The organism is Bacillus sp. FSL M7-1345 (assembly GCF_038006985.1).
Lineage (GTDB): Bacteria > Bacillota > Bacilli > Bacillales > Bacillaceae_G > Bacillus_A > Bacillus_A cereus_U.
The window spans coordinates 2,859,928-2,884,429 of sequence record NZ_JBBOWG010000001.1 but is presented as its reverse complement, the minus strand read 5'-3'; the positions used below and the strand labels follow the sequence as shown (position 1 = coordinate 2,884,429).

Here is a 24,502-nt window from a genome sequence, read left to right as displayed (position 1 = left end):
GTGTTTTGAAGATTTATATCTTTAGAACACCTTTTAGTTATATTAAGCATAAATACAAGGAGGAAAAGAAATGCGTTCAAACAAATATAACACCTTAGCATTACTTTGTATGATGTTATTTTTTATTACTTGGGTATTAATATTTTTATATGGGAATTATAACTATTCTGCTAACGATGCTGGCAGTAATTTTACTCCTGCTGAGATGAGAATATCGATTGTACTTGATATTTTACAGATGGTATTCCTTGTGATGTCTTTTGTATTCGGACTGATTGCGTATTATGGTTCAGAGGAAAAGGGAGGATATGCAGGAATATACATCTTAATATCTCTCGCCTTGTTTATATTGACAGGGCTTTATGATGTTGTAATAGTTTACGTATTAGTAACTGAGCCAATACATTGGAAGCTTTTTTTCATGTAATTATTAAACAAGAAGTGCTGGTGAAAGATAACATCTCTTTCTAAATAGGGTACCGCCACATGCCCATCAACTTAAGAAAAATAAACGCCCCAAAACGAAAAAAATGAGCTGACTTCTCAAAATAACTACCTGTAGAGAAAGAAAATTTTCGTTTAGGGGGTACTTCAAAATCTTAGCTTGATGGCGATGTGGTTCTGGTGCAAAAAATCTATAAAACTTGGACATACTGATACTATTACTCTAAAAAGGTGTGTGATTGGTATGGAAAAGAATAATTTGTTCAAATGGAAACACTATCAGCCTGATGATCCCGTTTTTTACGAAATTGAATATCCAATGTGTGTCCATCTTTATCAATTGCACGATACAGGTAACGCCATTCTCCTTTAACTTTAATTTAGGTTTCATCCAGATGCCAAGAGAGTTGCGCAGATTTGTTTTTCTTTTTCCAAATCTGATAAATAAAATTACCATATTCATGAACCCATCGCATGATAGTTGTAGGGTGTACGGAAATCCCACGTTCTTTCAAAATCTCAGATACATCCCGATAGTTTAAAGAAAAACGACAGTAGTAGCCAGCGGCTACCAAAATAAAATCTTTCTTGAACTGTTTCCCATTAAAATATTGCATGTATGATTCTCCTCGTTCCTTTTTCTAGAGTGTACCCTAGTTAGAAAACTTTGCAATAGAACCCATACGATACTAGCCGTAATCATTAATGTATTCAACTTTGTACCAATTTTACTGTTTTTTAGAGCTGACATTAAACCGCATTTTATTAAATCTTTATATTAAGTTATAAATCTTATAACGAAAAATAACAAATAACGACATGTTTTTTAGAAATGTTGTTATTTGTTGCTTATTTATCTTTTATTTGTTGTTTATTTGTCTGTTATTTGTTGTTTATTTGTTGTTTTTTGTCATGGAGAAATATGTAATTATGCATATCTAAATAAAGGGGATCGATATGCAGAGTGTGATTAAATTATATTAAACAAAATTCAAATTATATTAGCTATTTTTTATATAGTTAAAATAACTCCTTTTTAACTAAGTATATCAAGTTGTAACTGCTATAATTACTTAAATTATATTAAAAAATCATTTTATAAGTATAACATTTTCAATCGCATTAATACTCGATAGTCGAATTATTGAATATAATCGACAAAATTCTACTATTTACGTATTAAAAAATTGATGTTTTAATAAAGGTGCAATTGGTATGACCACTCGAGGGGGAGAAGATTACAATAATAAATGTGCACTAAAGTTGCAAGTAACATTATGTCGAAATTAATTATCATAATATTCGTTCATTTTTAAAAGGGTCTAGAATCTCAAAAGTATCACATTTGAAAAAAGTGTTTTAAGTTTCTACATAGCAAAAATGATTTTATTCCGTGATAAAAGTATAAGCAATGTACAGTATAATTTCATCTTTTGTAATCTTGTAGGGCCTTGCCGACAAAACTAGGAGATATTATGAAATTATTATCAAAAAGGTCATGGCAGGGTTAGCTTTAGGAACAATGAGTTTATCTATCTGGGCTCCTGTAAGTCAAGCAGCAACTCCAGAGAAAAATCAATATTATACTATTCATTTGACAGCTAATTCAAATATAGGTGATGAACTTTTATTGTTTACTTGTGAAAAACATAGTATTTAAATGAGGGGGAAGTAAGGTCCTTACATTCTATAAAAAGTAAATAATAACGAGGGTTTAACACTCTCTATCCGAAAGAATTCTCCTTCCTCAAGTATGTGCAAGAAAAGAGCCTAGCGTTAGGTCGTTCAAGATGTATGTATAAGATTATAAACAGACAATAGTGAAGAGGTGTACGGAATGAAAAATAAAATAATTAAAGGTTTTTTAATAACATCAATAGTAACTGGGGCGACTATTCCTATCAATACTCTCGCAATGCCAATCGTTCAGGCAGAAACGCAACAAGAGAATACGGATATTTCCTCATCCTTACGAAAATTAGGTGCACAATCTAAATTAATCCAAACATATATTGATCAAGCTTTAATGAGTCCTAATGTACAGCTTGAGGAAGTCCCAGCTTTAAATACAAATCAATTCCTAATCAAGCAAGATATGAAGGAATGGTCATCAGAACTTTATCCGCATTTAATTCTATTAAATTCAAAAAATAAAGGGTTTGTAACTAAATTTAATAGCTATTATCCAACATTAAAAGCGTTTGTAGACAATAAAGAAGATAAAGAAGGTTTTGTGGATAGACTTGAAGTTCTTCAAGAAATGGCTATGACGAACAAAGACATTGTACAACGTCAGATTAATGAATTAACAGATCTTAAATTACAGCTTGATAAAAAACTTAAAGATCTCGATACTGATGTGACAAAAGCACAGGATGTACTAAGTTCAGATGGAACAGGGAAAATAGACCAGCTAAAAAATGAATTAATAAATACAAAAAAAGAAATTCAGAATGATTTACAACAAATAGCATTGGTACCAGGAGCTTTAAATGAACAAGGATTTGTTATATTCAAAGAAGTCTATAGTCTTTCAAAAGAAATCATTGAACCGGTTGCTCAAGCAGGGTTGGCAGCGTATAACAAAGGAAAAGAAATTAATAACACTATTTTAGAAGCAGAGACAAAAGCAGAGCAAGAAGCGAAAGAAAAGGGTAAAACTGCTTTAGAGATTGAATCAGCGAAAAAAGCAGCTCGTGAAGCAATTGAGAAAAGCAAACAAGGTGAAATAGCTGCAGCTGCAGCCGCAAAAACGCAAGAGTATGACCTGATGAAAGCCATTGACACTGAAAAAATCAAGAAAACATTTGGTGCCTTCGCTGAAATGAATAAACTAACAGCAGAACAGCGAGCACATTTAGATGATTTAGAGAAACAAAACCAAAAGTTATATGATTTAACAACGAAACTATCAATAGCAGATTTACAAAAATCAATGCTTCTTCTTATGCAAAATGATTTGCATACGTTTGCAAATCAAGTAGATGTAGAACTTGATCTAATGAAACGCTATAAAGAAGATTTGAATCTAATAAAAAATAGTATTACAACTTTATCTACTAATGTTGATACTACTAACCAGGAGTCTCAAAAAGATACATTAAGAAGATTAAAAAACATGACAAGTTATCTTGAAGAGCAGGTTTATAAATTTTAATATTAGGAATTTTTAAAAATATGAAGGTTATAAGAATCTATCGAAAAATAGGGAGGAAAATAGATATGAAGAAATTTCCATTTAAAGTGTTAACTTTAGCCACACTGGCAACGGTTATAACTTCTACTACCGGTAATACTATTCATGCATTTGCACAAGAACAGACCGCTCAAGAACAGAAAATAGGGAATTATGCATTAGGGCCTGAAGGACTGAAGAAAGCATTGGCTGAAACAGGATCTCATATTCTTGTAATGGATTTGTACGCAAAAACAATGATTAAGCAACCGAATGTAAATTTATCCAATATTGATTTAGGTTCAGAAGGGGGAGAATTAATCAAAAATATTCACCTTAATCAGGAACTGTCTCGAATAAATGCGAATTATTGGCTAGATACAGCAAAACCGCAGATTCAAAAAACAGCACGTAATATTGTAAATTACGATGAACAATTTCAAAATTATTACGACACATTAGTAGATACTGTACAAAAGAAAGATAAGGCAGGCCTAAAAGAGGGCATAAATGATTTAATCACTACAATTAATACAAATTCAAAAGAAGTTACAGATGTAATTAAGATGTTACAAGACTTCAAAGGGAAACTATATCAAAATTCTACAGATTTTAAAAATAATGTTGGTGGCCCAGATGGTAAAGGTGGATTAACGGCAATATTAGCAGGTCAGCAGGCAACAATTCCACAACTTCAAGCTGAAATTGAGCAACTCCGTTCTACTCAGAAAAAACATTTTGATGATGTATTAGCATGGTCAATTGGTGGTGGATTGGGAGCAGCTATTTTAGTTATTGCAGCTATTGGAGGAGCGGTAGTAATTGTCGTAACTGGCGGTACAGCAACACCGGCTGTTATTGGTGGCCTGTCGGCTCTTGGTGCAGCTGGTATCGGTTTAGGAACAGCAGCTGGTGTCACGGCGTCTAATCATATGAACTCCTATAACGAAATCTCTAAAAAAATCGGAGAATTAGGTACGAAAGCTGATCTTGCTAGCCAAGCAGTTATTTCGCTTACTAACGCGAAAGACACATTGGCATATCTGTATCAGACAGTGGATCAAGCGATACTGTCTCTAACAAATATTCAAAAGCAATGGAATACAATGGGGGCTAACTATACAGATTTACTTGATAATATCGACTCTATGCAAGAACATAAATTTTCTTTAATACCTGATGATTTAAAAGCTGCTAAACAAAGCTGGAATGATATTCATAAAGATGCAGAATTCATTTCGAAAGACATCGCTTTTAAACAAGAATAGAACTGAAAATTAAGACCTATATAGGAGGAATATGAAATGATGAAGAAAATCCCTTATAAACTACTCGCTGTATCGACGTTTTTAACTTTGACAACAACTTCTGTTGTTTCACCAGTAGCAACTTTTGCAAGTGGAATTGAACAAACTAACAATGGAGATACGTCTCTTTCAGCAAATGAAACGAAGATGAAAGAAACTTTGCAAAAGGCTGGGTTATTTGCAAAATCTATGAATGCCTATTCTTATATGTTAATTAAAAATCCAGATGTGAACTTTGAAGGAATTACTATTAATGGATATGTAGATTTACCTGGTAGAATTGTACAAGATCAAAAGAATGCAAGAGCACATGCTCTTACATGGGATACACAAGTGAAAAAACAGCTTTTAGATACATTGACAGGCATTGTTGAATACGACACAACATTTGACAATTATTATGAAACAATGGTAGATGCGATTAATGCAGGGGATGGAGAAACTTTAAAAGAAGGAATTACAGATTTACGAGGTGAAATTCAACAAAACCAAAAGTCTGCACAACAGTTAATACAAGAATTAACTAAATTAAGAGACGCTATTGGACAAGATGTTAGAGCATTTGGAAGTAATAAAGATCTCTTGCAATCGATTTTAAAAAACCAAGGAGCTGATGTTGAGGCCGATCAAAAACGTCTAGATGAAATTTTAGGATCAGTAAATTATTATAAACAATTAGAATCTGATGGATTTAATGTAATGAAGGGTGCCCTTTTTGGCCTACCGTTAATTGGTGGTCTAATAGTACTCGGAGCACAAGGTAATTTATCTAAGTTAGAGCCTACATTAGCAGAATTACGTCAGACCGTAGATTATAAAGTAACATTAAATCGTGTAGTTGGAGTTGCGTATATTAATATTAGTGAGATGCATAAGGCACTTGATGATGCTATTAACGCTCTTACTTATATGTCCACTCAGTGGCATGATTTAGATTCTCAATATTCGGGGGTGCTGGGACATATTGAGAATGCAGCCCAAAAAGCGGATCAAAATAAATTTAAATTCTTAAAACCTAACTTGAATGCAGCGAAAGACAGTTGGAAAACATTACGAACAGATGCAGTCACATTAAAAGAAGGGATAAAAGAATTAAAAGTGGAACCTGTTACTCCACAAAAATAGGGAAATATTAATTCTGTTGCAAAGTCACCTAAAACATATAGAATCTATGATTACGTTGTTAAATAGTAATACGACAATTAATAAATCCTTATACACCAGAAAGGCGGAGTCTCATTAATGACTTCGCCTTTCACTTATATAAGTTTCATCCAAAATAAAAAGATAACCTTGCAATTTTACTTGTTTTTTAAAACTTTGCAACAGAAGCGATTAATTGGGGACAGATTATATAGATTTGCTTGGTAATATCGACTCTATGAAACAATATAGATTCTCTTTAATACTTGATGATTTAAAGGCTGCTAAAGAAAGTTAGAATGATACTCATTAAAGATCTAGAACTCATTTCGAAAGAAATTGCTTTTAAAGAAGAATAGAACTTGAAATCAAACCCTATATAGGAGGAATATGAAATGCTGAAAAAAATCCCTTACAAAATACTCGCTGTATCAACGTTTTTAACTATGACAACTACTTATGCGGTCACACCAGTAGCAGCTTTTGCAAGTGAAATTGAACAAACTAACAATGGAGATATGTCTTTTTCAGCAAATGAAGAACAGATGAAAAAATCTTTGCAAGATGCTGTTTTATTTTTGAAATCTATGAATGAATATTCTTATTTGTTAATCAATAATCCTGATGTGAGTTTTGAAGGAATTACTATTAATGGCTATGAAGATTTACCTAGTAAAATTGTACAAGATCAAAAGAATGCAAGAGCACATGCAGTTACATGGAATACGCAAATAAAAAAACAGCTTTTAGATACATTGACAGGCATTATTGAATACGATAAAAAATTTGAAAATCATTATGAAACATTAGTAGAGGCGATCAATACTGGGAATGGAGATACTTTAAAAAAAGGGATTACAGATTTACGGGGGGAAATTCAACAAAATCAAAAGTCTGCAAAAGCATTAATAGAAGAATTAACTAATTTAAATGAAAATATTGGACAAGATGTTAGAGCATTTGGAAGTAATAAAGATCTCTTGCAGTCTATTTTAAAAAGCCAAGGAGCTGCGGTTGAGGATGATCAAAAGCGACTAGAGGACCTTTTAGGGCAAGTAAACTATCAGAAAGACATAGAATCTAAGGGATTGGACATGGTGAAAATCCCCTTTCTTCCCACATTGATTGCTGGTGGTATAATGATAGGTGATGCAAGAGGTAAGTTAGGCTGGCTAGAGCCGGAATTAGCAAAATTACGTCAGAATGTAGATTATAAAATAACATTAAATCGTGTAGTTGGAGTTGCGTTTCATAATATTAGTGATATGCATAGTGCGATTGATAATGCTATTACTGCTCTTACTTATATGTCCACGCAATGGGATGATTTAGACTCTCAATATACGGGCGTACTGGGACATATTGATAAAGCTGATCAAAAAGCTGATCAAAATAGATATAAATTCTTAAACCCTAACTTGAATGCAGCTAAAGACAGTTGGAAAACATTAAGAACAGATGTTGTCACATTACAAGAAGGGATAAAAATTGCAGAGAAAAAAGAACAGGATTTTATGAATCAGCTTCGTCCATCAAACGTTTTCTACTTTTATAAAAAAATTCATAACGCATATACATTTGAAATAAAGACTGGAACAAATGCACCAAATGCGTCTTATAAAGTTATGAATTTAACTAAAAACACTGTTCATAATATGTGGAGTGGAGGACCAAATACAAATATGTGGGCTGACTGGCTTTCATTCAATCCAAAAGATGAATTTGCGGTGATAGCAGTAGTGGATGGGAAAGAATATGTTGTATATAAAGACAAAGTAGAAAATATAATGAACTGAATCCGAAAAGTTAGACAGAAAAATTACGCAGCAATTGGAGATGGTACACTAAACTGGACACTAAGTTCAGTGAAAAAGATGATTCAGAGAGTTCTGGTGCAAAGTTTTTTAACAGATAATAAGTTGGTATGATTGCAGATGGATTTTATGCAATCCTTAGTAATTGTTGTAATTGGTTCTGGTGCAAAAACTTAAGGACAATTGCAATGAATCTATAAATCTTGGACATACTGTTACTATTACTTTAGAAAGGGTGCGTGATTGGTATGGAAAAGGAAAATGTATTCAAATGGAAGCATTATCAGCCTGATATTATTTTGTTAACGGTAAGATGGTACCTACGGTACAACCTCAGTTTTCGTGATTTGGTGGAAATGCTAGAAGAACGGGGTTTATCCATTTCTCATACAACGATTATGCGTTGGGTTCATCAGTATGGTCCTGAATTGGACAAACGAATCCGTTCCATGCTAGGGTTCAAATGTTTTGACACAGCTACATCCATTCTTTCTGGAGTAGAAGCCATGCATATGATTAAAAAAGAACAGCTTAATTTACGGGACCAGTCTGTCCAAAATCAGAAAGAATTCATCCATCAATTGTTTGGACTTTCAGCATAAGATACGATTTTGTTAGGAATATATGCGCTTTATTCTCTTTTGTTTTATTTTTGCACCAGAACCCTTTTTTTCTTTGTTATATAGAAATTATACATTAAACCAGTGAACATTCTAAAAAGACAAGCATATGATGAATTCGTGGGACGAGTTATCATATGAGGTGAAACTTGGAGCGCCATACTTATTGGTTGAAGGGTACCTAATGACGGGTACTCTTTTTATTTTGCACTTTTTAATAAGGACAAGCATATATTGGAGTATGGGATAGCCCCACTTCATATATTTGAGCACCTGCAATCGTAAGGTGCTCTTTATTTTGTACAAAATGGACATTTGGATAATATGTAGGAATACCTTCTTTCTTGTCGAAAAATTATATAGACGAGAGAAGGAAAATAAAATAAAATAAAATGAAATTTGACTTTACTGAATTAGAGAGAGCATTACCAAAGGATGATTATGACCACTTTATAAGAGAGTTTAGTTCTGAACTGCAACAAAGTGTAATTAATATTCTTAAAAACGAAAATAGCATTTTAAGCCCTTTAGCAGTTGGTACACAGCAAATGCCATTTAAAAGTAATATTTTCAAGACTAGGTTTAAAAGTATGGTTTTTGAAAAAATTGATAACGATACTATAAAGGTGTCGTTATAGAAAAAGAAAACTTGAATCATTAGTTCGTTATGTTAGGCGCTGCCGTAATCTGGGTAGCGTCTTGTTTGTTGTTAAGGAAAGATAAGGGGTGAAATAGATTTGAAACTTAAAGATTAGATAATAATATTGTTACTTTAAAATGCAGAAAATAGACTAGTAAACAAGCTGTTTTTGTTTTTTAGCATAGAATATGAGGAATCCTAGAGTTGAGAGGAGGTAATTATATTTATGGGATGTAATTGTAATTTCAGACATTGCAGAGATTGTAATAGATTTTGGGATGATTTAATGTTTTGCAGACGCAGACATAGAGATTGTGATGACCGTCGTTGTAGACGTGACCGTGACTGCGATTGTGATGAATGCCGTCGCAGACGTAATCATGATCGTGACTGTGACTGTGATCGCGATAATCGTCGAGATTGGTAAATTCCTTTGAATGAGTGTGCTTCTTCACAGCACTCTTTTTTTGTTTATGGGTTTTCTAAATTAATACGTATTAAATACGAAGAATGTAGTTGCAATTCGATTTAATGTCTAACAAAACAAACGAACACAACGAACGAAAATAGAGATAGTTAAATGTCCTGTTTAGGTCTACCCTATACGGACGTAAAAGAGTGAACGGATTTATCATACGATTACTTGGTGGATGGATACTAGACCAGGTGGTAAATGGTGATATGAATATATCAAAGTGAGATAATAGTTGAAGCCGTCCTTAATCGGGCGTCTTCAACTATTATCTAAATGCTTCCTTAGCTTTCTCTATTGAGTTCTGTTCCTCTTTTGTATTTGTAAATTCGATAACCATAACAGACAGTCCAAAACATAAACAAACAGCCTTTATCTTGCTAATTCTCACAAGAACTTACACTTTTGCTCTATCTGTATTTAACCTAGAATACAAGATTCTTTCATTTTTATTCCCGGCTATATTTGAAAAACTGTATGTTTTTTATCTCAAATCAATTATATCTATAAAATTAAGGAAAATTCTGTTATAAGATGCATCAGTGCAAGTTATTAAATTCTTTATCGGATTTATGTCAGTTACAGTCACATATCTAGTAAGCAAATGACCATCTCTATAATAAATAATCAATATTTTCTCTTCAGAAAGAAATGAACATAATAACTTGTTTTCAATAATTTCTTGTTCGTTTTGGGTTAATGTAGGGCGCTCCACTTTTGTTTGTTTTTTAACAATCTTACCAATACCGATGAATTTCTTCGGTATCGGAGCGAACGGAGTCCGCTTAACCATTCCTATTCCTTTTGGCATATGTGTATAGTTCATGCTGCATATCTCCCTAATTGCTATTAATAACTGTATCATTATATCAATTTTTGGAGATGTTAGGATTATTTATGTAATTATAAAATAAACATTTAGAGGTTTTTGGCTCCGTATAAAATAAACCCAATTTAACTAAGTATGATTTATATATATAGTAGGAGAAATTACTGTGGAGTCCCTTTGTAGGTAAGCGTGTTGTTGCTAAGGTTAATAATCTACGTTTCAATAATACCTTTCTGGGCAGGGGAAAGATGTCGCTGGAACTGTAAATATAGGTAAAGGGTTTATAATTGACGAAAAAGTAAAGGTCAACGATTCACAGCAATATAGAGTGCACAATAGTAAAGGGAAAATATACACTTCTACTTTTCTATTTTGATGAAGGATACATAATGGACTAGTTGACGTAAAATTCGATATAGGAAGTAACTATTCTACCCTTTTAACTGTTGTTAACAGTACAAATTAACTTTTCTAATACTTGAGCTACACCATCTTTATCATTGGTATCGGTAATAAAATATGCAGCATCCTTCAATTTAGGTATTGCATTTCCCATAGCAATTGGAAAACCAGATGTATAGAATAGCTCTAAATCATTCCAATCGTCTCCAAAGACCATTATGTTACCCATAGAGATATTATTTTGGGTGCAGATTTCCCTTACGGCTCGTTCTTTAGAAACACCTTTTGCCATGATTTGAGTTAAAGTTCCTGCATCGGTACATATAGTACTTACTTTATGTGCAAACTGTTTTTGTAGTTTTTCATAATGAGTATATTGTGAGATTAATAATTTTGAAGCACTAACTTTTTTTAATTCATTTAATGGAACTACAATTGGATTTACAACTGCATTCATGGTTTTGTTGTAATCCAATGTTTTATTACTGTACCATGTATCTTCCGATTCAACTGAGAGGCATGCATCAGCCTGGTGAGTAATAACAAATTCTATAATTTCATTTGTGATTGCTGATTCAATCGGGTAATGTTGTCTGTAACCTAATGCGTTATCCACTACCAAAGCTCCATTGTAGTAAATCATAGTTGCAATGTCTTGAAGTTCGTGAGGAAGAAAAATTTTGACTGATCGTGGCGCCCTTGCTGTAGCAAAAATAACCTTTAATCCTTTCTTCAGACACTCCAGTATAGCCTTTCTATTTCTTTCTGACACTTTCTTTTGTGAATTTAATAACGTACCATCTAAATCTAAAACGATTGCTTTAACCTCGGATTCTAATTCCATATGTATGTCCCCTTATTTACAGTATAAACTCCTCTTTTTTATGTTCTATATCAAGTTATAAATCCCTGTATATTCCATACATGTAAGGTTAACATAACGTATCATTATCAATAGTCAACAATGTATAAAATTTTCGTTATGGGGGTAATTAAAAATATTAGCTTGATGGCGATGGGGCGGTACCCCAGTAAGAAAAGAAATAGGAAAAACACCTTATTTCTTTTTATTTATATAATAAAATACATTTATTAAGTCGAAAGTAATGATAATAATTAGAAGTAATAATTCTATAAGTGCTTCAGTCTTTCCATGTTGCAGAGACTTTATAAAGAAATCCCATTCTTTTTCATAGGGAGGCTGTACCCAATTTCGTTGCAGTCCTACATACATTCCATTTAAGAAAAAGACGATACTTAATAGAATCCTTCCAATAAATACGGCAGCTACTTTTATATTCCAATTCTTTATCTTGATTACATAAAGGAGTGGAAAAAGTATAAGCACCCAAAAAACAATAATATAGACTGTATTCATCATCCACTACTCCCAACAAAATGATTGTTTCTTAATCTTGGTGAATTTTCAGGTTGAAGGTATGTTTAATTGTTACTAGTGTTCAAACCGTTGCTGCACTTGCGAAAAAAGGGGCCAAAATTCCGGCCCTTTTTTATCTCTCCGTCTCAAAAAACTCAATCCACTCTCCATCAGGACCAGCGAAGAATATGTAACGTGTTCCATCTGGTAATGTTTCGATTTCTTCTCCTAGTAAAAACGTTACTTTGTGGTTTTCTAGTCTTTTGATTTCATCTTCTAATGAATCTACTTTAAAGCAAATGTGATGTACTTTTCCTTCTGCCGGAAGGGAAGAGTTGTAACCTTCAATTAGTTCAAGTATCGTTTCTTTTGATTCTTCTACGCCTAAAAATGCGAGCTTTAAGTTTGGGTTTGGATGTCCCATGCGTTTAATAAGTTGTAAGCCAACTACTTTTTCATAAAATGAAATAGATGTTTCTAAATTTGTGACCATAAGTCCGACGTGTTCGATTCTTCTAACTGGCATGTGCACTCCTTCTTTCTGAAAATTATATACAATATATTATTGAAAATTAAGAAAATAAGCAAGATAAAAACCTTACAAATTTTAGCGTGTTATATGGTATAGTGAGAAAGTATGTTTGGGGAGAAGGAAGGAGATTATACTATGAATACAACTACTCAAACTCCTTCATTATCGGAAACAATGAAAGAGTGGCATTATGCATTAGCATATGAAATTAAACATTGGAAAACGATAGGTGGTAGTAAAATTTCTATCATTAACGGTCGTTTTTTATATACAGATTATGAAAGTACAGTATACGTATTTCAGCTTATATCGGAAGTAAGTTTACCTGAAGGTTCACCAATTCGAATTGAGTTCGATGGTGAGGAAGCGACGGGGGAAGTATTGTCTGTACATGGATTAGAAATCGAATTGAAGTTAAATGATTATATACAAGGCGAAATACGAGAAGCCGTTTTATACAGTGAACCGTGGCAATTGTTAGAACAACTGCAAGAGAGATTGAAAGAAGCACATAAAGATAAGCTGAAACGTAATCGTATAAAGCGTCTTGTTGATGGGACGAGCAGTCCGAAACACCTTGAAAAGATGAAAAATACGAAAAATGAATTGGCTTACCGTTCTTTTTACAATCCGACAACGTATGTGTGGGGACCGCCTGGAACAGGGAAGTCGTACAATTTATCACGTATTATTTCGGCTCATTATCAAAAAGGAAAATCGGTACTTGTGTTAGCTCATAGTAATGCGGCAGTTGACGTATTAATGAGCGAAGTAACGAAGCAAATTGAGAAGAAAAAGAAATGGACACCTGGTGAAATCGTTCGTTACGGTTTTAGCCAACATGAACATATACGAAATCATGAAACGTTACTTGCATCGAAGTTAGTTGAAACGACGAACGGATCTTGGGGAGAAGAAAGACTCTATTTAGAAGAGACACGACAAGATCTTCGTGAAAAGATTTTATCATATAAAGCGACTTCTGCTGATAAGAAGCGTATACAAGAGATTGAAAGTGATCTTCGAAAGCAAAAAGCGAAAATTAAAGAAGTAGAAAAAGAATATATTGAAAATGCGCAAGTAATCGGTGCGACTTTATCGAAATGTGCAATTGATTCGCTTATTTATGAGCGCACATTTGATTTAGTTGTCGTAGATGAAGTAAGTATGGCATATGTTCCGCAAATTGCATTAGCTGCTTCTCTTGGAAAACGTATTGTCGTTTGTGGCGACTTTTTACAATTGCCTCCTATTGCGATGGCGAATCATGAACTTGTTCGAAAGTGGCTCGGCGAAGATATGTTTTATCATGCAGGGATTGTTGATTCTGTAAATAAATCAGAAGCACATCCCAACCTTTTTATGCTACAGGAGCAAAGACGTATGCATGCGGATATATCGAAGTTTACAAACTCATTTATTTATAAAAATAGAGTGTATGATCATGCATCTGTTTCAGAGCGTAAGGAACTTGCAAAACTACAACCGTTCGCAAATGAAGCCAGTGTTTTATTTGATACGAGCTTAATGGGAGCATTTTCTTTAAAAGATGCTGCGTCTGGTTCGCGTTTTAATATTATGTCTGGTTTAGTGGCGATGCAAATGATGTTAATTGGACTGTTAGACGGTGTTCAATCTATCGGTGTAGTTACGCCATACAGGGCACAGTCACGTTTTTTATCAACTTGTATTAGAGAAATGTTGCAGAAAACGAAATATCAACACATACCAGTTTTAGCGGCGACTGTTCATAAGTTTCAAGGTTCTGAAAGAGATATGATGATCTTTGATACGGTTGATAGTTACCCACAAGAACGCCCTGGTGTGTTATTCTTTGATCATAAAAACCATCGTCTCGTCAATGTAGCAGTAACGAGAGCGAGAGGAAAGTTCATTCAATTATCAGATTGCCACTACATGCGTAAAAATCTGTCGAGAAAACAAGCGTTATCGCAATTAACCGCTCATATAGAACGTCACGGAGATGTGTATGATCGCACGACATCAAGACAAGTGTGGGAGCGAAAAATCTCGAAACGATTACGTTGGTTTATGGAAATGAATCTTGAAGAACCGAAAGGGTTATTAAAAGATATTTTAGCGGCAAAACGAAAAATTATCATTTCCCTTCCAAGTACAAGGCAAGTTGATAAACGAGTATGGCAAGCGTTAATGCGTACGAATGCGCAAATAACAGTTTATAGTGATGGACCAGTTCCATTAAAAAATATAAAGTTACAAAGGCAAAATAAAGCATTCCCGTTTATATTAATCGATGATGAAATCTTTTGGGCAGGAGCACCTCTTACATCTCAAATGATGTTTGAAGGTAGTATGGAATTTCCGTACATATGTGCAAGAATGCAAGCACCTGAAACAATTGGTGTATTAAAAGGGTTTTTAGATATTCGGTAAATTCGGATAGGAATTCCTTGACTTTTACTTGGAATAAACTTAGAATAAAAATAATTTAATATAATTTTATGAAAATTCTTATCACGAGAGGTTGAGGGACTGGCCCTATGACACCTCGGCAGCGGATTCTTTATGAATACTGTGCCAATTCCAGCAAGGTAACTTGAAAGATAAGAAAGAAGCTCATTTTGACTGTATATGCCAAAGCCTCTTTCGATCTTTTAGAAAGAGGCTTTTTTACGTAAAAATAAAGGGGGAAGAAAAATGGGAGCGACAGGAGTAACGTCACAAAGAAAAACAATTGAAGAGAGTATAGAAAGAAATAAGGAAAAGTACATAAAAACAAGTCATGATATTCATGCGAATCCGGAGATTGGTAACCAAGAATTTTATGCATCAAGAACGTTAAGTTTATTGCTAGGTAGTGCAGGATTTCAATTGCAACATAATATAGCTGGTCATGAAACAGGATTTATCGCGCGAAAAAGCTCAGGAAAACAAGGACCAGTTATCGCATTTTTAGCGGAGTATGATGCTTTGCCAGGACTCGGTCATGCGTGTGGTCATAATTTAATTGGCACAATTAGCGTTGCGGCAGCGATCGCATTATCAGAAATACTGGAAGAAATCGGCGGAGAAGTTGTCGTGTTTGGGACACCAGCTGAAGAAGGAGGGCAAAACGGTAGCGCGAAATCGAGTTATGTAAAAGCTGGTTTATTTAAAAACATTGATGCGGCGCTTATGATTCATCCGAGCGGAAAAACAGCGACAACGAGTCCGTCACTAGCAGTTGATCCACTTGATTTTCATTTTTACGGAAAAACAGCTCACGCAGCAGCGTCACCAGAAGAAGGAATAAACGCATTAGATGCGATTATTCAGCTTTATAACAGTATTAATGCGCTTCGCCAACAACTGCCGTCAGATGTGAAAATTCATGGAGTCATTACAGAAGGCGGAAAAGCACCTAATATTATTCCTGATTACGCTTCGGCAAGGTTCTTCATCCGTGCTGCAACGAGAAAAAGATGTGCGGAAGTAACAGAGAAAGTAAGAAATATTGCACAGGGTGCAGCGTTAGCAACAGGCACAAAAGTAAAAATTCATCAATTCCAAAATGAAATCGATGAATTGCTCGTAACAAAAACATTTAATGACGTCGTAGCCGAAGAGTTAGAACTACTAGGTGAAGATGTAAACCGTAAAGAAAGAGTAGGAATTGGCTCAACAGATGCAGGAAACGTAAGCCAAGTCGTACCGACAATTCATCCGTACATTAAAATCGGACCAGATGATTTAATTGCACATACGAATGAATTTAGAGAGGCAGCTCGTTCAGAACTCGGGGACAAAGCATTAATTACATCGGCAAAAGCACTAGCGAATACAGCGTATCGATTAATTACAGAAGAAGGGCTGTTAGAGAAGGTGAAGGAGGAGTTTAGAGAGGCGCGGAAGAATCAAGGATAGGGAAGAAGGAGAATTATACTCGGGATTTTTTAGTAGGAAATTGAATGAAAAAAGAACCAGCCTATGGCTGGTTTTATTATATTATAAAAGAATTTTTCCACATACACTTCATATTTCTACCTTAGTACCCTCTTATCAGAACGACAATTTCTCTTCAAATTCACTCTTTAAAACAATTAAAGGAGATGATAATCCAAATTGCATTAAAGAGTCTAAAAATGCAGCGAGAGAATCCATCGAATCGCTCATGACTTTCATCATATAATTAAATTCCCCGCTAATTCGATATAAATCTGTTATTTCAGGAGCGGCATTACAATATTGGATGAAATCAGAGCATTGACTCGTTTTGAACATAATAAATGCTTGGATGTTTTTATTAATTTTGGAAGGCTCAAATTTCGTTCGGTATGCAGCTATAACGCCTTGATCTTCAAGTTTGTTAATGCGTTCTTTTACAGCAGGCTGCGTCATGGATATGATCCGTCCTATTTCTGAAACGGAAATTCTCGCATTTTCATATAACAAGTTCATAATTTTATGATCGATTTCATCCAGTTTTACTGCGTTTTGCATTGTGTAGCCTCCTTGTTATATTTTCTAAAGTAAATTACAAATTATAACTATAATATCATAAGTAAACGAACTAAATTACCTATAAATCTATATTTAAAATGATTGGTTTTTGCATGAAAATATAAGTATAGAATTTATCTCACATTAACTGCCCGTAAACGCCCGATTGGTGAGGGCTGATTAAAGTTTCACTTTATTAAACGGAAATTTAGGAAGGATGGAAAAAATGAAAAATCTTGATGGGAAAGTAGCGTTAGTAACAGGAGCGAGTCGCGGCATTGGCCGTGCGATTGCGATGAGATTAGCAAACGACGGTGCATTAGTTGCAATTCACTATGGCCGAAATAAAGCAGCTGCAGATGAAACAATTAGTGAGATTGAATCTAATGGAGGAAAGGCATTCTTAATTGAAGCGGATTTCAATTCAATTGATGGTGTCAAAAAGATAGTAGAACAATTGAAGAATGAATTACAAATAAGAGTTGGTACATCAGAGATTGATATTTTAGTAAACAATGCAGGGATAGGTACACAAGGAACAATTGAAAATACGACAGAAGAAGTTTTTGATGAAATTATGTCTGTAAATATTAAAGCACCGTTCTTCTTAATTCAGCAAACATTACCGTTATTACGAGCGGAGGGGCGAGTTATTAACATTTCATCAGCTGAAGTAAGACTTGGTTTTACAGGGTCCATTGCATACGGTTTAAGTAAAGGTGCACTAAATACGATGACACTTCCTCTAGCTAAACATCTTGGAGAAAGAGGTATAACAGTGAATACAATTATGCCTGGATATACGAAGACAGATATAAATGCGAAATTGCTAGATAATCCGGAAATACGAAATTTTGCTACGAATTCATCTGTGTTCGGACGAATAGGGCAAGTTGAAGATATTGCAGATGCAGTCGCATTCCTTGCTTCTTCTGATAGTCGGTGGGTAACAGGGCAAATTTTAGATGTTTCTGGAGGATTTTGTTTATAGGGGCACTACTTCATACCCATCAAGCTAATATTTTCATATCCCCCTAAATTAAAATTTTCTTTCTCTACAGATAGCTATTTTGAGAAGCCGCTCATTTTTTCGTTTTGGGGGCATTTCTTTTTCTTAAGTTGATGGGTATGTATGGTGACCCCTATTAGACGATAGTGAATTAACAATTTCGGGGTTCAGTTCAACTTTATTCAAAATAAGATTTTTTTGCAGTAAAATCAATGTTAGTGGAACTTTTTTAATCAAACTTTTTTCTAAATTAACATAAATACTTGCAACATTTAAATTAGTACTATATAGTTCTAGTTATGACAAAGGTAAAATTAATGAATCAAAAACGTGTGATTGAAGTAGCTGCAACATTATTTTTAGAAAAAGGGTTTGCTTATACAAGTATGGATGAATTAGTACGTGTAAGCAAAGTTTCAAAGTCTAATGTGTATTATCACTTTTCTAATAAGGAAGTATTATTAGAAGGGGTCGTTGATTATTGGATTGAAATGTATCAATCTGCAATTGATGACGTACTTTCTCAGAACCAATTTTTAGTTGAAGATCGTATCCAACTGTTTTTAAAGCAATTATCACAAGGAGTTCAGTCGAGAGAGTATAAGGGGAGCTGTCCATTTATTACTCTTTATATTCAAAGTCCTACACAGGCCACGCAAATAAAAGAAAAAATAGGTCTTTTTTTTACAGAATTACAAAAGAAAGTTTCTCTATTACTTAAACAAGGGGTAGAGAATGGAGAATTCAGAAATACGATTAATATTGATGAGGTAGCATCACTTTTTATTACAAATCTTGAAGGAGCGTTATTTATTTCAGAAACATTGAAGGATGCAACTGTAATCACGAAAACAGCAGATCATTTATTTAACTTGCTTCGATAAAAGAAGCTTTTTTTTTACATCAAATTAGTACTGAATAGTACTAAAAAGGAGATTTTATATGAGAACAGTATTTTTAATTGGTGGAACAGGCTTTATTGGAAAGCAATTAGTGAAAGAATTAGCCAAAGAGGATGTTAAAATTCTTCTATTAGTGAGGTCGAAAAGTAAAGCAACACGCATTTTTCAAGAAAGAGGCATCTTAAAAAAGGCAGTTATGCACTTTATTGAAGGTGATTTGACGAAAATAGATTTAGGTCTAAGTGCTGAAGATAAGGAGAGGATATTGAAAACGGATGTGATTATTCACGCAGGAGGCCCCATGGATATTCAAGTGACAAGTAAAGAGGCAGCTTCCGTATTTTTAAATGGCGCCAAACATATTAGTGAATTAGCTAAAAGTATTCATCAATTGAAGGGCTTGCAACAATTTATTCATGTTGTAGGTTATATGAGTCCCTTTGATGATAAAAATAGCAAGATTGCAATTGATGTGTTTAAAGAAGGAAACAATTATTTGAAAATGAAAAATCCATATGAGAGAACAAAATTTTTAGCAGATCTTTATATCCGTCACCAGGCATCAGCAGTAGGTTATCCGCTTTCTGTAATTAATCCGCCAACTGTAGTTGGTAGTAGTAAAACAGGAAGTACAGAGCAGATAGCAGGATTAGGTTTGCTTGTGATGAGTATGCGAAGAGGGCTCATGCCAGTGATTCCTGGAGGTAAGGGATATAGGTTACCACTTATTTCAAACGATGAGCTTGCGAAGTTTATTGTGCAGGTTTTCAGATTGGAGCAACCGACTATTCAAACATATACACTTGTTGAAGACAAACAGCACGATCAGAACATTGCTGAATTATTAAGTATTATGTCGGAAAGTATGAATATGAGGGTACCAAAAATCTCTGTCCCAATGCCACTTATGAAAGCAATTATGAATAGTGGAGTAAGTAAAATAACAAAAATTCCTTCTGATGGACTGAATTTTATTACAAAACGAAAATTTTCAAATGTTTCAGCGAAAAAAATTATGGGAGGAGATTGGTTTAAGAAGACGAGTGTAATGAAATTTTTCCCTGCCGTAGTAGCTGATCTGGATTATCGAATGATGTATCAAAATGGCCAGCATAATCATTTATTTAAACGAACATTATGCGATAACACTACCCTTTACCAATTACACGGAGAGGGTAAACCGTTTATTTTATTACATGGTTTATTGAGTGATGGAGAGGATTTATTTCCTTTAGCACAAGAGCTTCATGAAAAAACTGGTCAACCTGTATGGATCTTGGATCTTCCAGGTTTGGGACGTTCTCCTTTTAAACGAGAGAAAAATATTCTAGATATCTATTTGAATGTAGTGAAAAAGTTATTGGAGAAAGCTACTAATGGTGCACATCTAATTGGCCATTCATTCGGTGCGTTTATTCTTCTGGAAGCATTGGTACAAGAGTACATAGATAAGAAGTATTCAATCACTTTACTTCAGCCACCTGTTGCTAAAAAAAATGCTAAATCGCTAAATGTTCCTCAATTTATGAACAAATGGACATTAAAATTGGCAACTACTAATTTGATAGGGCGTTATTTATTAAGTAATGGTTTGTTTGAAAGTATGGAGAGCATCCCTGAACATTATATCGAAAAAATAAGTAACAGTTTTACTTCTCCTAGAATTTTAAATACTACGGTTCAGCTTAACAGTTTACTACTGAAAAACGATCAAGGTGATTTCAATGAAGTAACAAAGTATAATCTTCACATTATTTGGGGGGATTATGACAGAGGCTATTCTGCTCCATCGCATCTTGGTAAGGTTGATTTTGTTCCATATGGCCATCATTTTCCTCTTAGCCATCCGAGTGAAACGGCAACATTAGTAATAAAAAATAGTAATACTAGCAGATGAGAGTGTGGGATAAATAAACAGTGTGTAGTAAGATCGTTGTGTCTTTGAAATAAAATCGTACTGTATGGGGTCCCACCCCATATCTATCAAGCTATACTTCTGAAATATCCCCAAAACGAAAATTTCATCCTTTCATAGTTGTCCATAGGATCTTAGGTCGATTTTCATTTTTGAGAAGAATACATTTCTCAAATTGATGGAAATATGGGGGGGGAAATAATGTTACGATGTTTATAAAAAAGTAGTTAGACTAGTGTGTTTTACTCCGATTCATTTCAAAATATAATTGAAAATCCATCTTTAAATTAAAAAAGAAGGTGTTACCTTTATATATTAATAACTTCGAAATATTGTATAACAGATAATTTTTATGCATTATTGATTAACATTGCTTATTGTGCTAACGAATCAGGATAGTGTGGCGACCGACAAACTAAATAGTTGCTTATCCTCAATTATTAGAAGGAAAGTTCCATCATTTCGCGAATTTATTAGACATAGACGAGTGCTATAATTTTCTATATCTACATATAAGAGGTGACTACGCATGAATCAAAGACCGTCAGAAGAAGAATACGCCGGGAACTCCGGCGAATATATCCGTTTGGTACCGGACGGTAACATCATCGATATTCTGCTCGCCCAGGAAAAGCAAATGACCGAGCTCCTGGCATCGTTGACCGAAAGCCAGTACGCGTATCGGTATGCTGAAGGAAAATGGACGCTGAAAGAAGTCGTGGGCCACATTGCAGACTCGGAACGTGTCATGACCTACCGCCTGCTCCGGTTCGCAAGAGGGGACCAGACGCCTCTGACTGGTTTTGATCAGGAATTGTTCATGCCTCCTTTCGGAAGGTGGACAACCGCGCAATTGGCCGAAGACTACCGGGCCGTACGGCAATCAACGATCACATTGCTGCGCGGGCTACCGGCGGAGGCGTGGACCCGCAAGGGCACAGCCAACAACCTAAGCATTACGGCGCGCGCCCTCGCGTACGGCATCGCAGGACACGAACTTCATCACATGGGGGTCATCCGAAATCGGTACTTGAGTTAATCGTAGGCTGAGGCCTTTGGAATGGAACTAACACCTCTCATACAACCTTAGATACCGTTCTTATTGGGGTCCCGCCCCACAACCATCAACTTAAGGATTTAGACCATTTTTGAAATTAAAAGCACATTACTATTCTCTTATGTTAATGAGAAAGGGTGACGTGCTTTTTATGAATATGCACCAAAAACAAGAGTTATCTTTATTTGCCGAAGAGTTATATCGATTTTTTTCATTTGGGGGTATTTGTTTTTCTTAGCTTGATGGTGATGGGGCACTACTCTATAATGGTCAAATTAAAATTTAAAACAGTTATAGAGACTCCATTCCTCGGAAATATTGTAACTATTAAGTTGTAAAAAGAACCGTAGTTTTTCATTTTTGGAAAGGCTATGACCTTTTTTAATGGTGGCATGGATATGATGAGAGGAAGTTGAGTTATTTTAATCAAAAAAAATTGATTAATAAGTTGCATAAAGAACTAAACAGCGTATATACTATAAATATCAAAAAAAGTTGATGAAGGGAGAGTGAACTACAGTGGCACAAGATTTTCAGCTCTATGAGAAAAAATTTAAAGCGTTGGCTGATCAGAAACGGTTAGAGATTATGTATGAACTTTGCCAGCGAGGTCAGACTTGTGTATGTGATTTAACGGAGATTTTTGAAATGACGCAATCTAAGTTGTCATATCATTTAAAGATTTTATTAGATGCAGGTTTAATTGTAAAAGAAACAAAAGGTACGTGGAGTTATTATGATTTAAATGATGCGGAAGTGAATAATTTATTATCAGAAGAATTGTGCTGTATCTTTAGAAAAACAGGAAAAGGTAGCTGTTGTTAAAATTTTGCAATATTAATCAAAAAAACTTGATTAACAACATGTAAAGAGGAGGAATAAGGTATGAGATATGTTCACGTCGGTATAAATGTTACGAATTTAGAGAAGTCTATTGAATTTTACGAAAAGGTATTTGGCGTATCACCCGTTAAAGTGAAAACAGATTATGCAAAATTTTTATTAGAAAACCCAGGGCTTAATTTTACACTGAATGTACGAGATGAAGTGAAGGGAAATCAGGTAAATCATTTTGGTTTCCAAGTAGAGACAGCTGAAGAAATTACATTTCATAAAGAAAGATTAGAAAAAGAAGGTTTCTTTGCACGTGATGAGATGGATACTACTTGTTGTTATGCGGTTCAAGATAAGTTTTGGGTAACGGATCCTGATGGTAACGAGTGGGAGTTCTTTTATACAAAAGCAGATAGTGATGTTCATAAAATTGAAGATCCATCTTGTTGCACGACTTCTAACGTAGTAGATAAAAATTCTTGTTGTTAATAGGAGATGGAAAATAAAATGAAACGTTTATCTTTTCTAAATCGATATTTAACATTATGGATTTTTCTAGCTATGGCTGTTGGAATTGGTTTAGGATTTGTGTTTCCTAGTGTAGTAGACGGACTTAATACATTACAAGTTGGAACGACGTCTGTCCCGCTTGCTGTTGGTTTGATTTTAATGATGTATCCACCGTTGGCGAAGGTTCGCTATGAGGAAATGGGCCGGGTATTTAAAGATGTAAAAGTGTTGGTTCTATCTTTAGTACAAAACTGGATTATTGGGCCTGTACTTATGTTTGTTTTAGCAATTATTTTTCTTCCTGATAAGCCAGAATACATGGTCGGGCTCATTATGATTGGTTTAGCACGTTGTATTGCAATGGTAATTGTGTGGAACGATCTAGCTGATGGTGATAAAGAATATGCAGCAGGTTTAGTTGCTTTTAATTCAGTATTCCAAATGTTATTATTCTCAGTTTATGCATACGTGTTTGTAACAGTAATCCCAGAGTGGTTAGGAATTGAAGGGGCTATTGTAGATATTACAATGGTAGAAGTAGCGAAATCAGTATTTATCTATTTGGGAATTCCTTTTATAGCCGGTATGTTAACACGATTTGTATTAGTGAAACTAAAAGGAAGACAGTGGTATGAAAAGGTGTTTATACCTAAGATTAGTCCACTTACATTAATTGCATTACTATTTACGATTATCATCATGTTCTCTTTAAAAGGAGAAATGATTGTTAGCGTACCATTTGATGTAGTAAGAATAGCGATTCCGTTATTAATCTATTTTATTGTGATGTTCTTTGTTTCTTTCTTTATGGGAAGAAAAATTGGTGCAAATTATTCGGTGACTACAACGTTAGCATTTACAGCAGGTAGCAACAACTTTGAGTTAGCAATTGCTGTAGCAGTTGGTGTTTTTGGTATTCACTCAGGCGCAGCATTTGCAGCTGTTATCGGACCGTTAGTTGAAGTACCTGTAATGATTGCACTTGTAAATGTTGCTTTTTGGTTTAAGCGTAAATATTTTAATGATCAACCAGTATAATTTAAAAATAAAGGCGGAAA

22 protein-coding genes, 2 pseudogenes and 1 riboswitch are annotated in these 24,502 nt (G+C 34.5%); of the genes and pseudogenes, 18 read left to right on the top strand and 6 right to left on the bottom strand.

The genetic code is table 11. The features are described 5' to 3' along the window. The first annotated feature begins 70 nt into the window (after positions 1–70). Positions 71–427 (top strand): hypothetical protein, encoded by a 357-nt coding sequence (locus MHB76_RS15000; protein WP_078175169.1) that lies wholly within the window; start codon positions 71–73, stop codon positions 425–427. 298 nt (positions 428–725) lie between these two features. On the opposite strand, the pseudogene MHB76_RS14995 reads toward MHB76_RS15000, so the two are convergent. Further along, positions 726–1,061, bottom strand: a pseudogene (locus tag MHB76_RS14995) (IS6 family transposase); the annotation flags it as partial. An 881-nt stretch (positions 1,062–1,942) separates the two neighbouring features. Between MHB76_RS14995 and MHB76_RS14990 the strand changes: the two are divergent. From MHB76_RS14990 to MHB76_RS14960, 7 genes are all read left to right on the top strand, one after another. Continuing rightward, positions 1,943–2,104, top strand: coding sequence for a hypothetical protein (locus tag MHB76_RS14990; protein WP_154214316.1), 162 nt, complete (start codon positions 1,943–1,945; stop codon positions 2,102–2,104). Between the two features lie 177 nt (positions 2,105–2,281). Further along, positions 2,282–3,601, top strand: coding sequence for a hemolysin BL lytic component L2 (gene hblC / locus MHB76_RS14985; protein WP_078175168.1), 1,320 nt, complete (start codon positions 2,282–2,284; stop codon positions 3,599–3,601). Between the two features lie 65 nt (positions 3,602–3,666). Next, a complete protein-coding gene (gene hblD, locus MHB76_RS14980) occupies positions 3,667–4,887 on the top strand; it encodes a hemolytic enterotoxin HBL lytic component L1 (RefSeq protein WP_002120795.1) in 1,221 nt (406 codons plus the stop codon). Between the two features lie 36 nt (positions 4,888–4,923). Further along, positions 4,924–6,051, top strand: coding sequence for a hemolysin BL binding component B (gene hblA, locus MHB76_RS14975; protein ID WP_002161212.1), 1,128 nt, complete (start codon positions 4,924–4,926; stop codon positions 6,049–6,051). A gap of 413 nt (positions 6,052–6,464) precedes the next feature. Beyond that, positions 6,465–7,865 carry a hemolysin BL regulatory component HblB gene (hblB, locus tag MHB76_RS14970; RefSeq protein WP_078175167.1) on the top strand — a complete coding sequence of 467 codons (1,401 nt, stop codon included), beginning with the start codon at positions 6,465–6,467 and terminating at the stop codon, positions 7,863–7,865. Between the two features lie 266 nt (positions 7,866–8,131). Beyond that, positions 8,132–8,485 carry a hypothetical protein gene (locus MHB76_RS14965; protein ID WP_078214341.1) on the top strand — a complete coding sequence of 118 codons (354 nt, stop codon included), beginning with the start codon at positions 8,132–8,134 and terminating at the stop codon, positions 8,483–8,485. Positions 8,486–9,369: 884 nt separating this feature from the next. Further along, complete coding sequence (locus MHB76_RS14960) at positions 9,370–9,570, top strand: hypothetical protein (protein WP_071772484.1); 201 nt, start codon at positions 9,370–9,372, stop codon at positions 9,568–9,570. Between the two features lie 529 nt (positions 9,571–10,099). Here MHB76_RS14960 and MHB76_RS14955 read toward each other — a convergent pair. Beyond that, positions 10,100–10,441 carry a YolD-like family protein gene (locus MHB76_RS14955; RefSeq protein WP_002161228.1) on the bottom strand — a complete coding sequence of 114 codons (342 nt, stop codon included), beginning with the start codon at positions 10,439–10,441 and terminating at the stop codon, positions 10,100–10,102. Positions 10,442–10,614: 173 nt separating this feature from the next. Here MHB76_RS14955 and MHB76_RS14950 point away from each other — a divergent pair. Then, a pseudogene (locus MHB76_RS14950) lies at positions 10,615–10,820 on the top strand (N-acetylmuramoyl-L-alanine amidase); the annotation flags it as partial. Between the two features lie 63 nt (positions 10,821–10,883). On the opposite strand, the gene MHB76_RS14945 reads toward MHB76_RS14950, so the two are convergent. The 3 genes from MHB76_RS14945 to MHB76_RS14935 all read right to left on the bottom strand — a co-directional run bounded on the left by MHB76_RS14945 (position 10,884) and on the right by MHB76_RS14935 (position 12,750). Then, on the bottom strand, positions 10,884–11,690 hold the full coding sequence (locus MHB76_RS14945; protein ID WP_078174780.1) for a Cof-type HAD-IIB family hydrolase: 807 nt from the start codon (positions 11,688–11,690) through the stop codon (positions 10,884–10,886). 213 nt (positions 11,691–11,903) lie between these two features. Then, positions 11,904–12,227 carry a hypothetical protein gene (locus MHB76_RS14940; protein WP_078174779.1) on the bottom strand — a complete coding sequence of 108 codons (324 nt, stop codon included), beginning with the start codon at positions 12,225–12,227 and terminating at the stop codon, positions 11,904–11,906. A 130-nt stretch (positions 12,228–12,357) separates the two neighbouring features. Beyond that, positions 12,358–12,750 (bottom strand): VOC family protein, encoded by a 393-nt coding sequence (locus MHB76_RS14935; protein WP_078174778.1) that lies wholly within the window; start codon positions 12,748–12,750, stop codon positions 12,358–12,360. 111 nt (positions 12,751–12,861) lie between these two features. On the opposite strand from MHB76_RS14935, the gene MHB76_RS14930 reads away from it, so the two are divergent. Continuing rightward, positions 12,862–15,171: an AAA domain-containing protein gene (locus MHB76_RS14930; protein WP_078174777.1), complete on the top strand. Its 2,310-nt coding sequence runs from the start codon at positions 12,862–12,864 to the stop codon at positions 15,169–15,171. A 75-nt stretch (positions 15,172–15,246) separates the two neighbouring features. Then, positions 15,247–15,348: riboswitch (SAM riboswitch) on the top strand. Positions 15,349–15,435: 87 nt separating this feature from the next. Beyond that, a complete protein-coding gene (locus MHB76_RS14925; RefSeq protein ID WP_078174776.1) occupies positions 15,436–16,641 on the top strand; it encodes a M20 family metallopeptidase in 1,206 nt (401 codons plus the stop codon). A gap of 135 nt (positions 16,642–16,776) precedes the next feature. Here MHB76_RS14925 and MHB76_RS14920 read toward each other — a convergent pair whose 3' ends face one another. Beyond that, positions 16,777–17,217 carry an Lrp/AsnC family transcriptional regulator gene (locus tag MHB76_RS14920; RefSeq protein ID WP_078174775.1) on the bottom strand — a complete coding sequence of 147 codons (441 nt, stop codon included), beginning with the start codon at positions 17,215–17,217 and terminating at the stop codon, positions 16,777–16,779. Between the two features lie 226 nt (positions 17,218–17,443). Between MHB76_RS14920 and MHB76_RS14915 the strand changes: the two genes are divergently transcribed. The 7 genes from MHB76_RS14915 (at position 17,444) to arsB (ending at position 24,482) form a co-directional block, all read left to right on the top strand. After that, positions 17,444–18,208 carry an SDR family oxidoreductase gene (locus tag MHB76_RS14915; protein WP_078174774.1) on the top strand — a complete coding sequence of 255 codons (765 nt, stop codon included), beginning with the start codon at positions 17,444–17,446 and terminating at the stop codon, positions 18,206–18,208. 335 nt (positions 18,209–18,543) lie between these two features. Next, the gene (locus tag MHB76_RS14910; RefSeq protein WP_016105342.1) at positions 18,544–19,110 is read left to right on the top strand and encodes a TetR/AcrR family transcriptional regulator; all 567 of its coding nucleotides are present in this window, start codon (positions 18,544–18,546) and stop codon (positions 19,108–19,110) included. Between the two features lie 58 nt (positions 19,111–19,168). Then, entirely contained in the window at positions 19,169–21,025 is a 1,857-nt protein-coding gene (locus MHB76_RS14905) for an alpha/beta fold hydrolase (RefSeq protein ID WP_078174773.1), read from the top strand. 547 nt (positions 21,026–21,572) lie between these two features. Next, entirely contained in the window at positions 21,573–22,082 is a 510-nt protein-coding gene (locus MHB76_RS14900) for a DinB family protein (RefSeq protein ID WP_016105340.1), read from the top strand. Positions 22,083–22,619: 537 nt separating this feature from the next. Then, a complete protein-coding gene (gene arsR, locus MHB76_RS14895; RefSeq protein WP_000046014.1) occupies positions 22,620–22,925 on the top strand; it encodes an arsenical resistance operon transcriptional regulator ArsR in 306 nt (101 codons plus the stop codon). Positions 22,926–22,985: 60 nt separating this feature from the next. Further along, the gene (locus MHB76_RS14890; protein ID WP_078174771.1) at positions 22,986–23,423 is read left to right on the top strand and encodes an ArsI/CadI family heavy metal resistance metalloenzyme; all 438 of its coding nucleotides are present in this window, start codon (positions 22,986–22,988) and stop codon (positions 23,421–23,423) included. An 18-nt stretch (positions 23,424–23,441) separates the two neighbouring features. Continuing rightward, positions 23,442–24,482, top strand: a complete 1,041-nt coding sequence (gene arsB / locus MHB76_RS14885; protein ID WP_139358338.1) for an ACR3 family arsenite efflux transporter — start codon at positions 23,442–23,444, stop codon at positions 24,480–24,482. Positions 24,483–24,502: the final 20 nt, after the last annotated feature.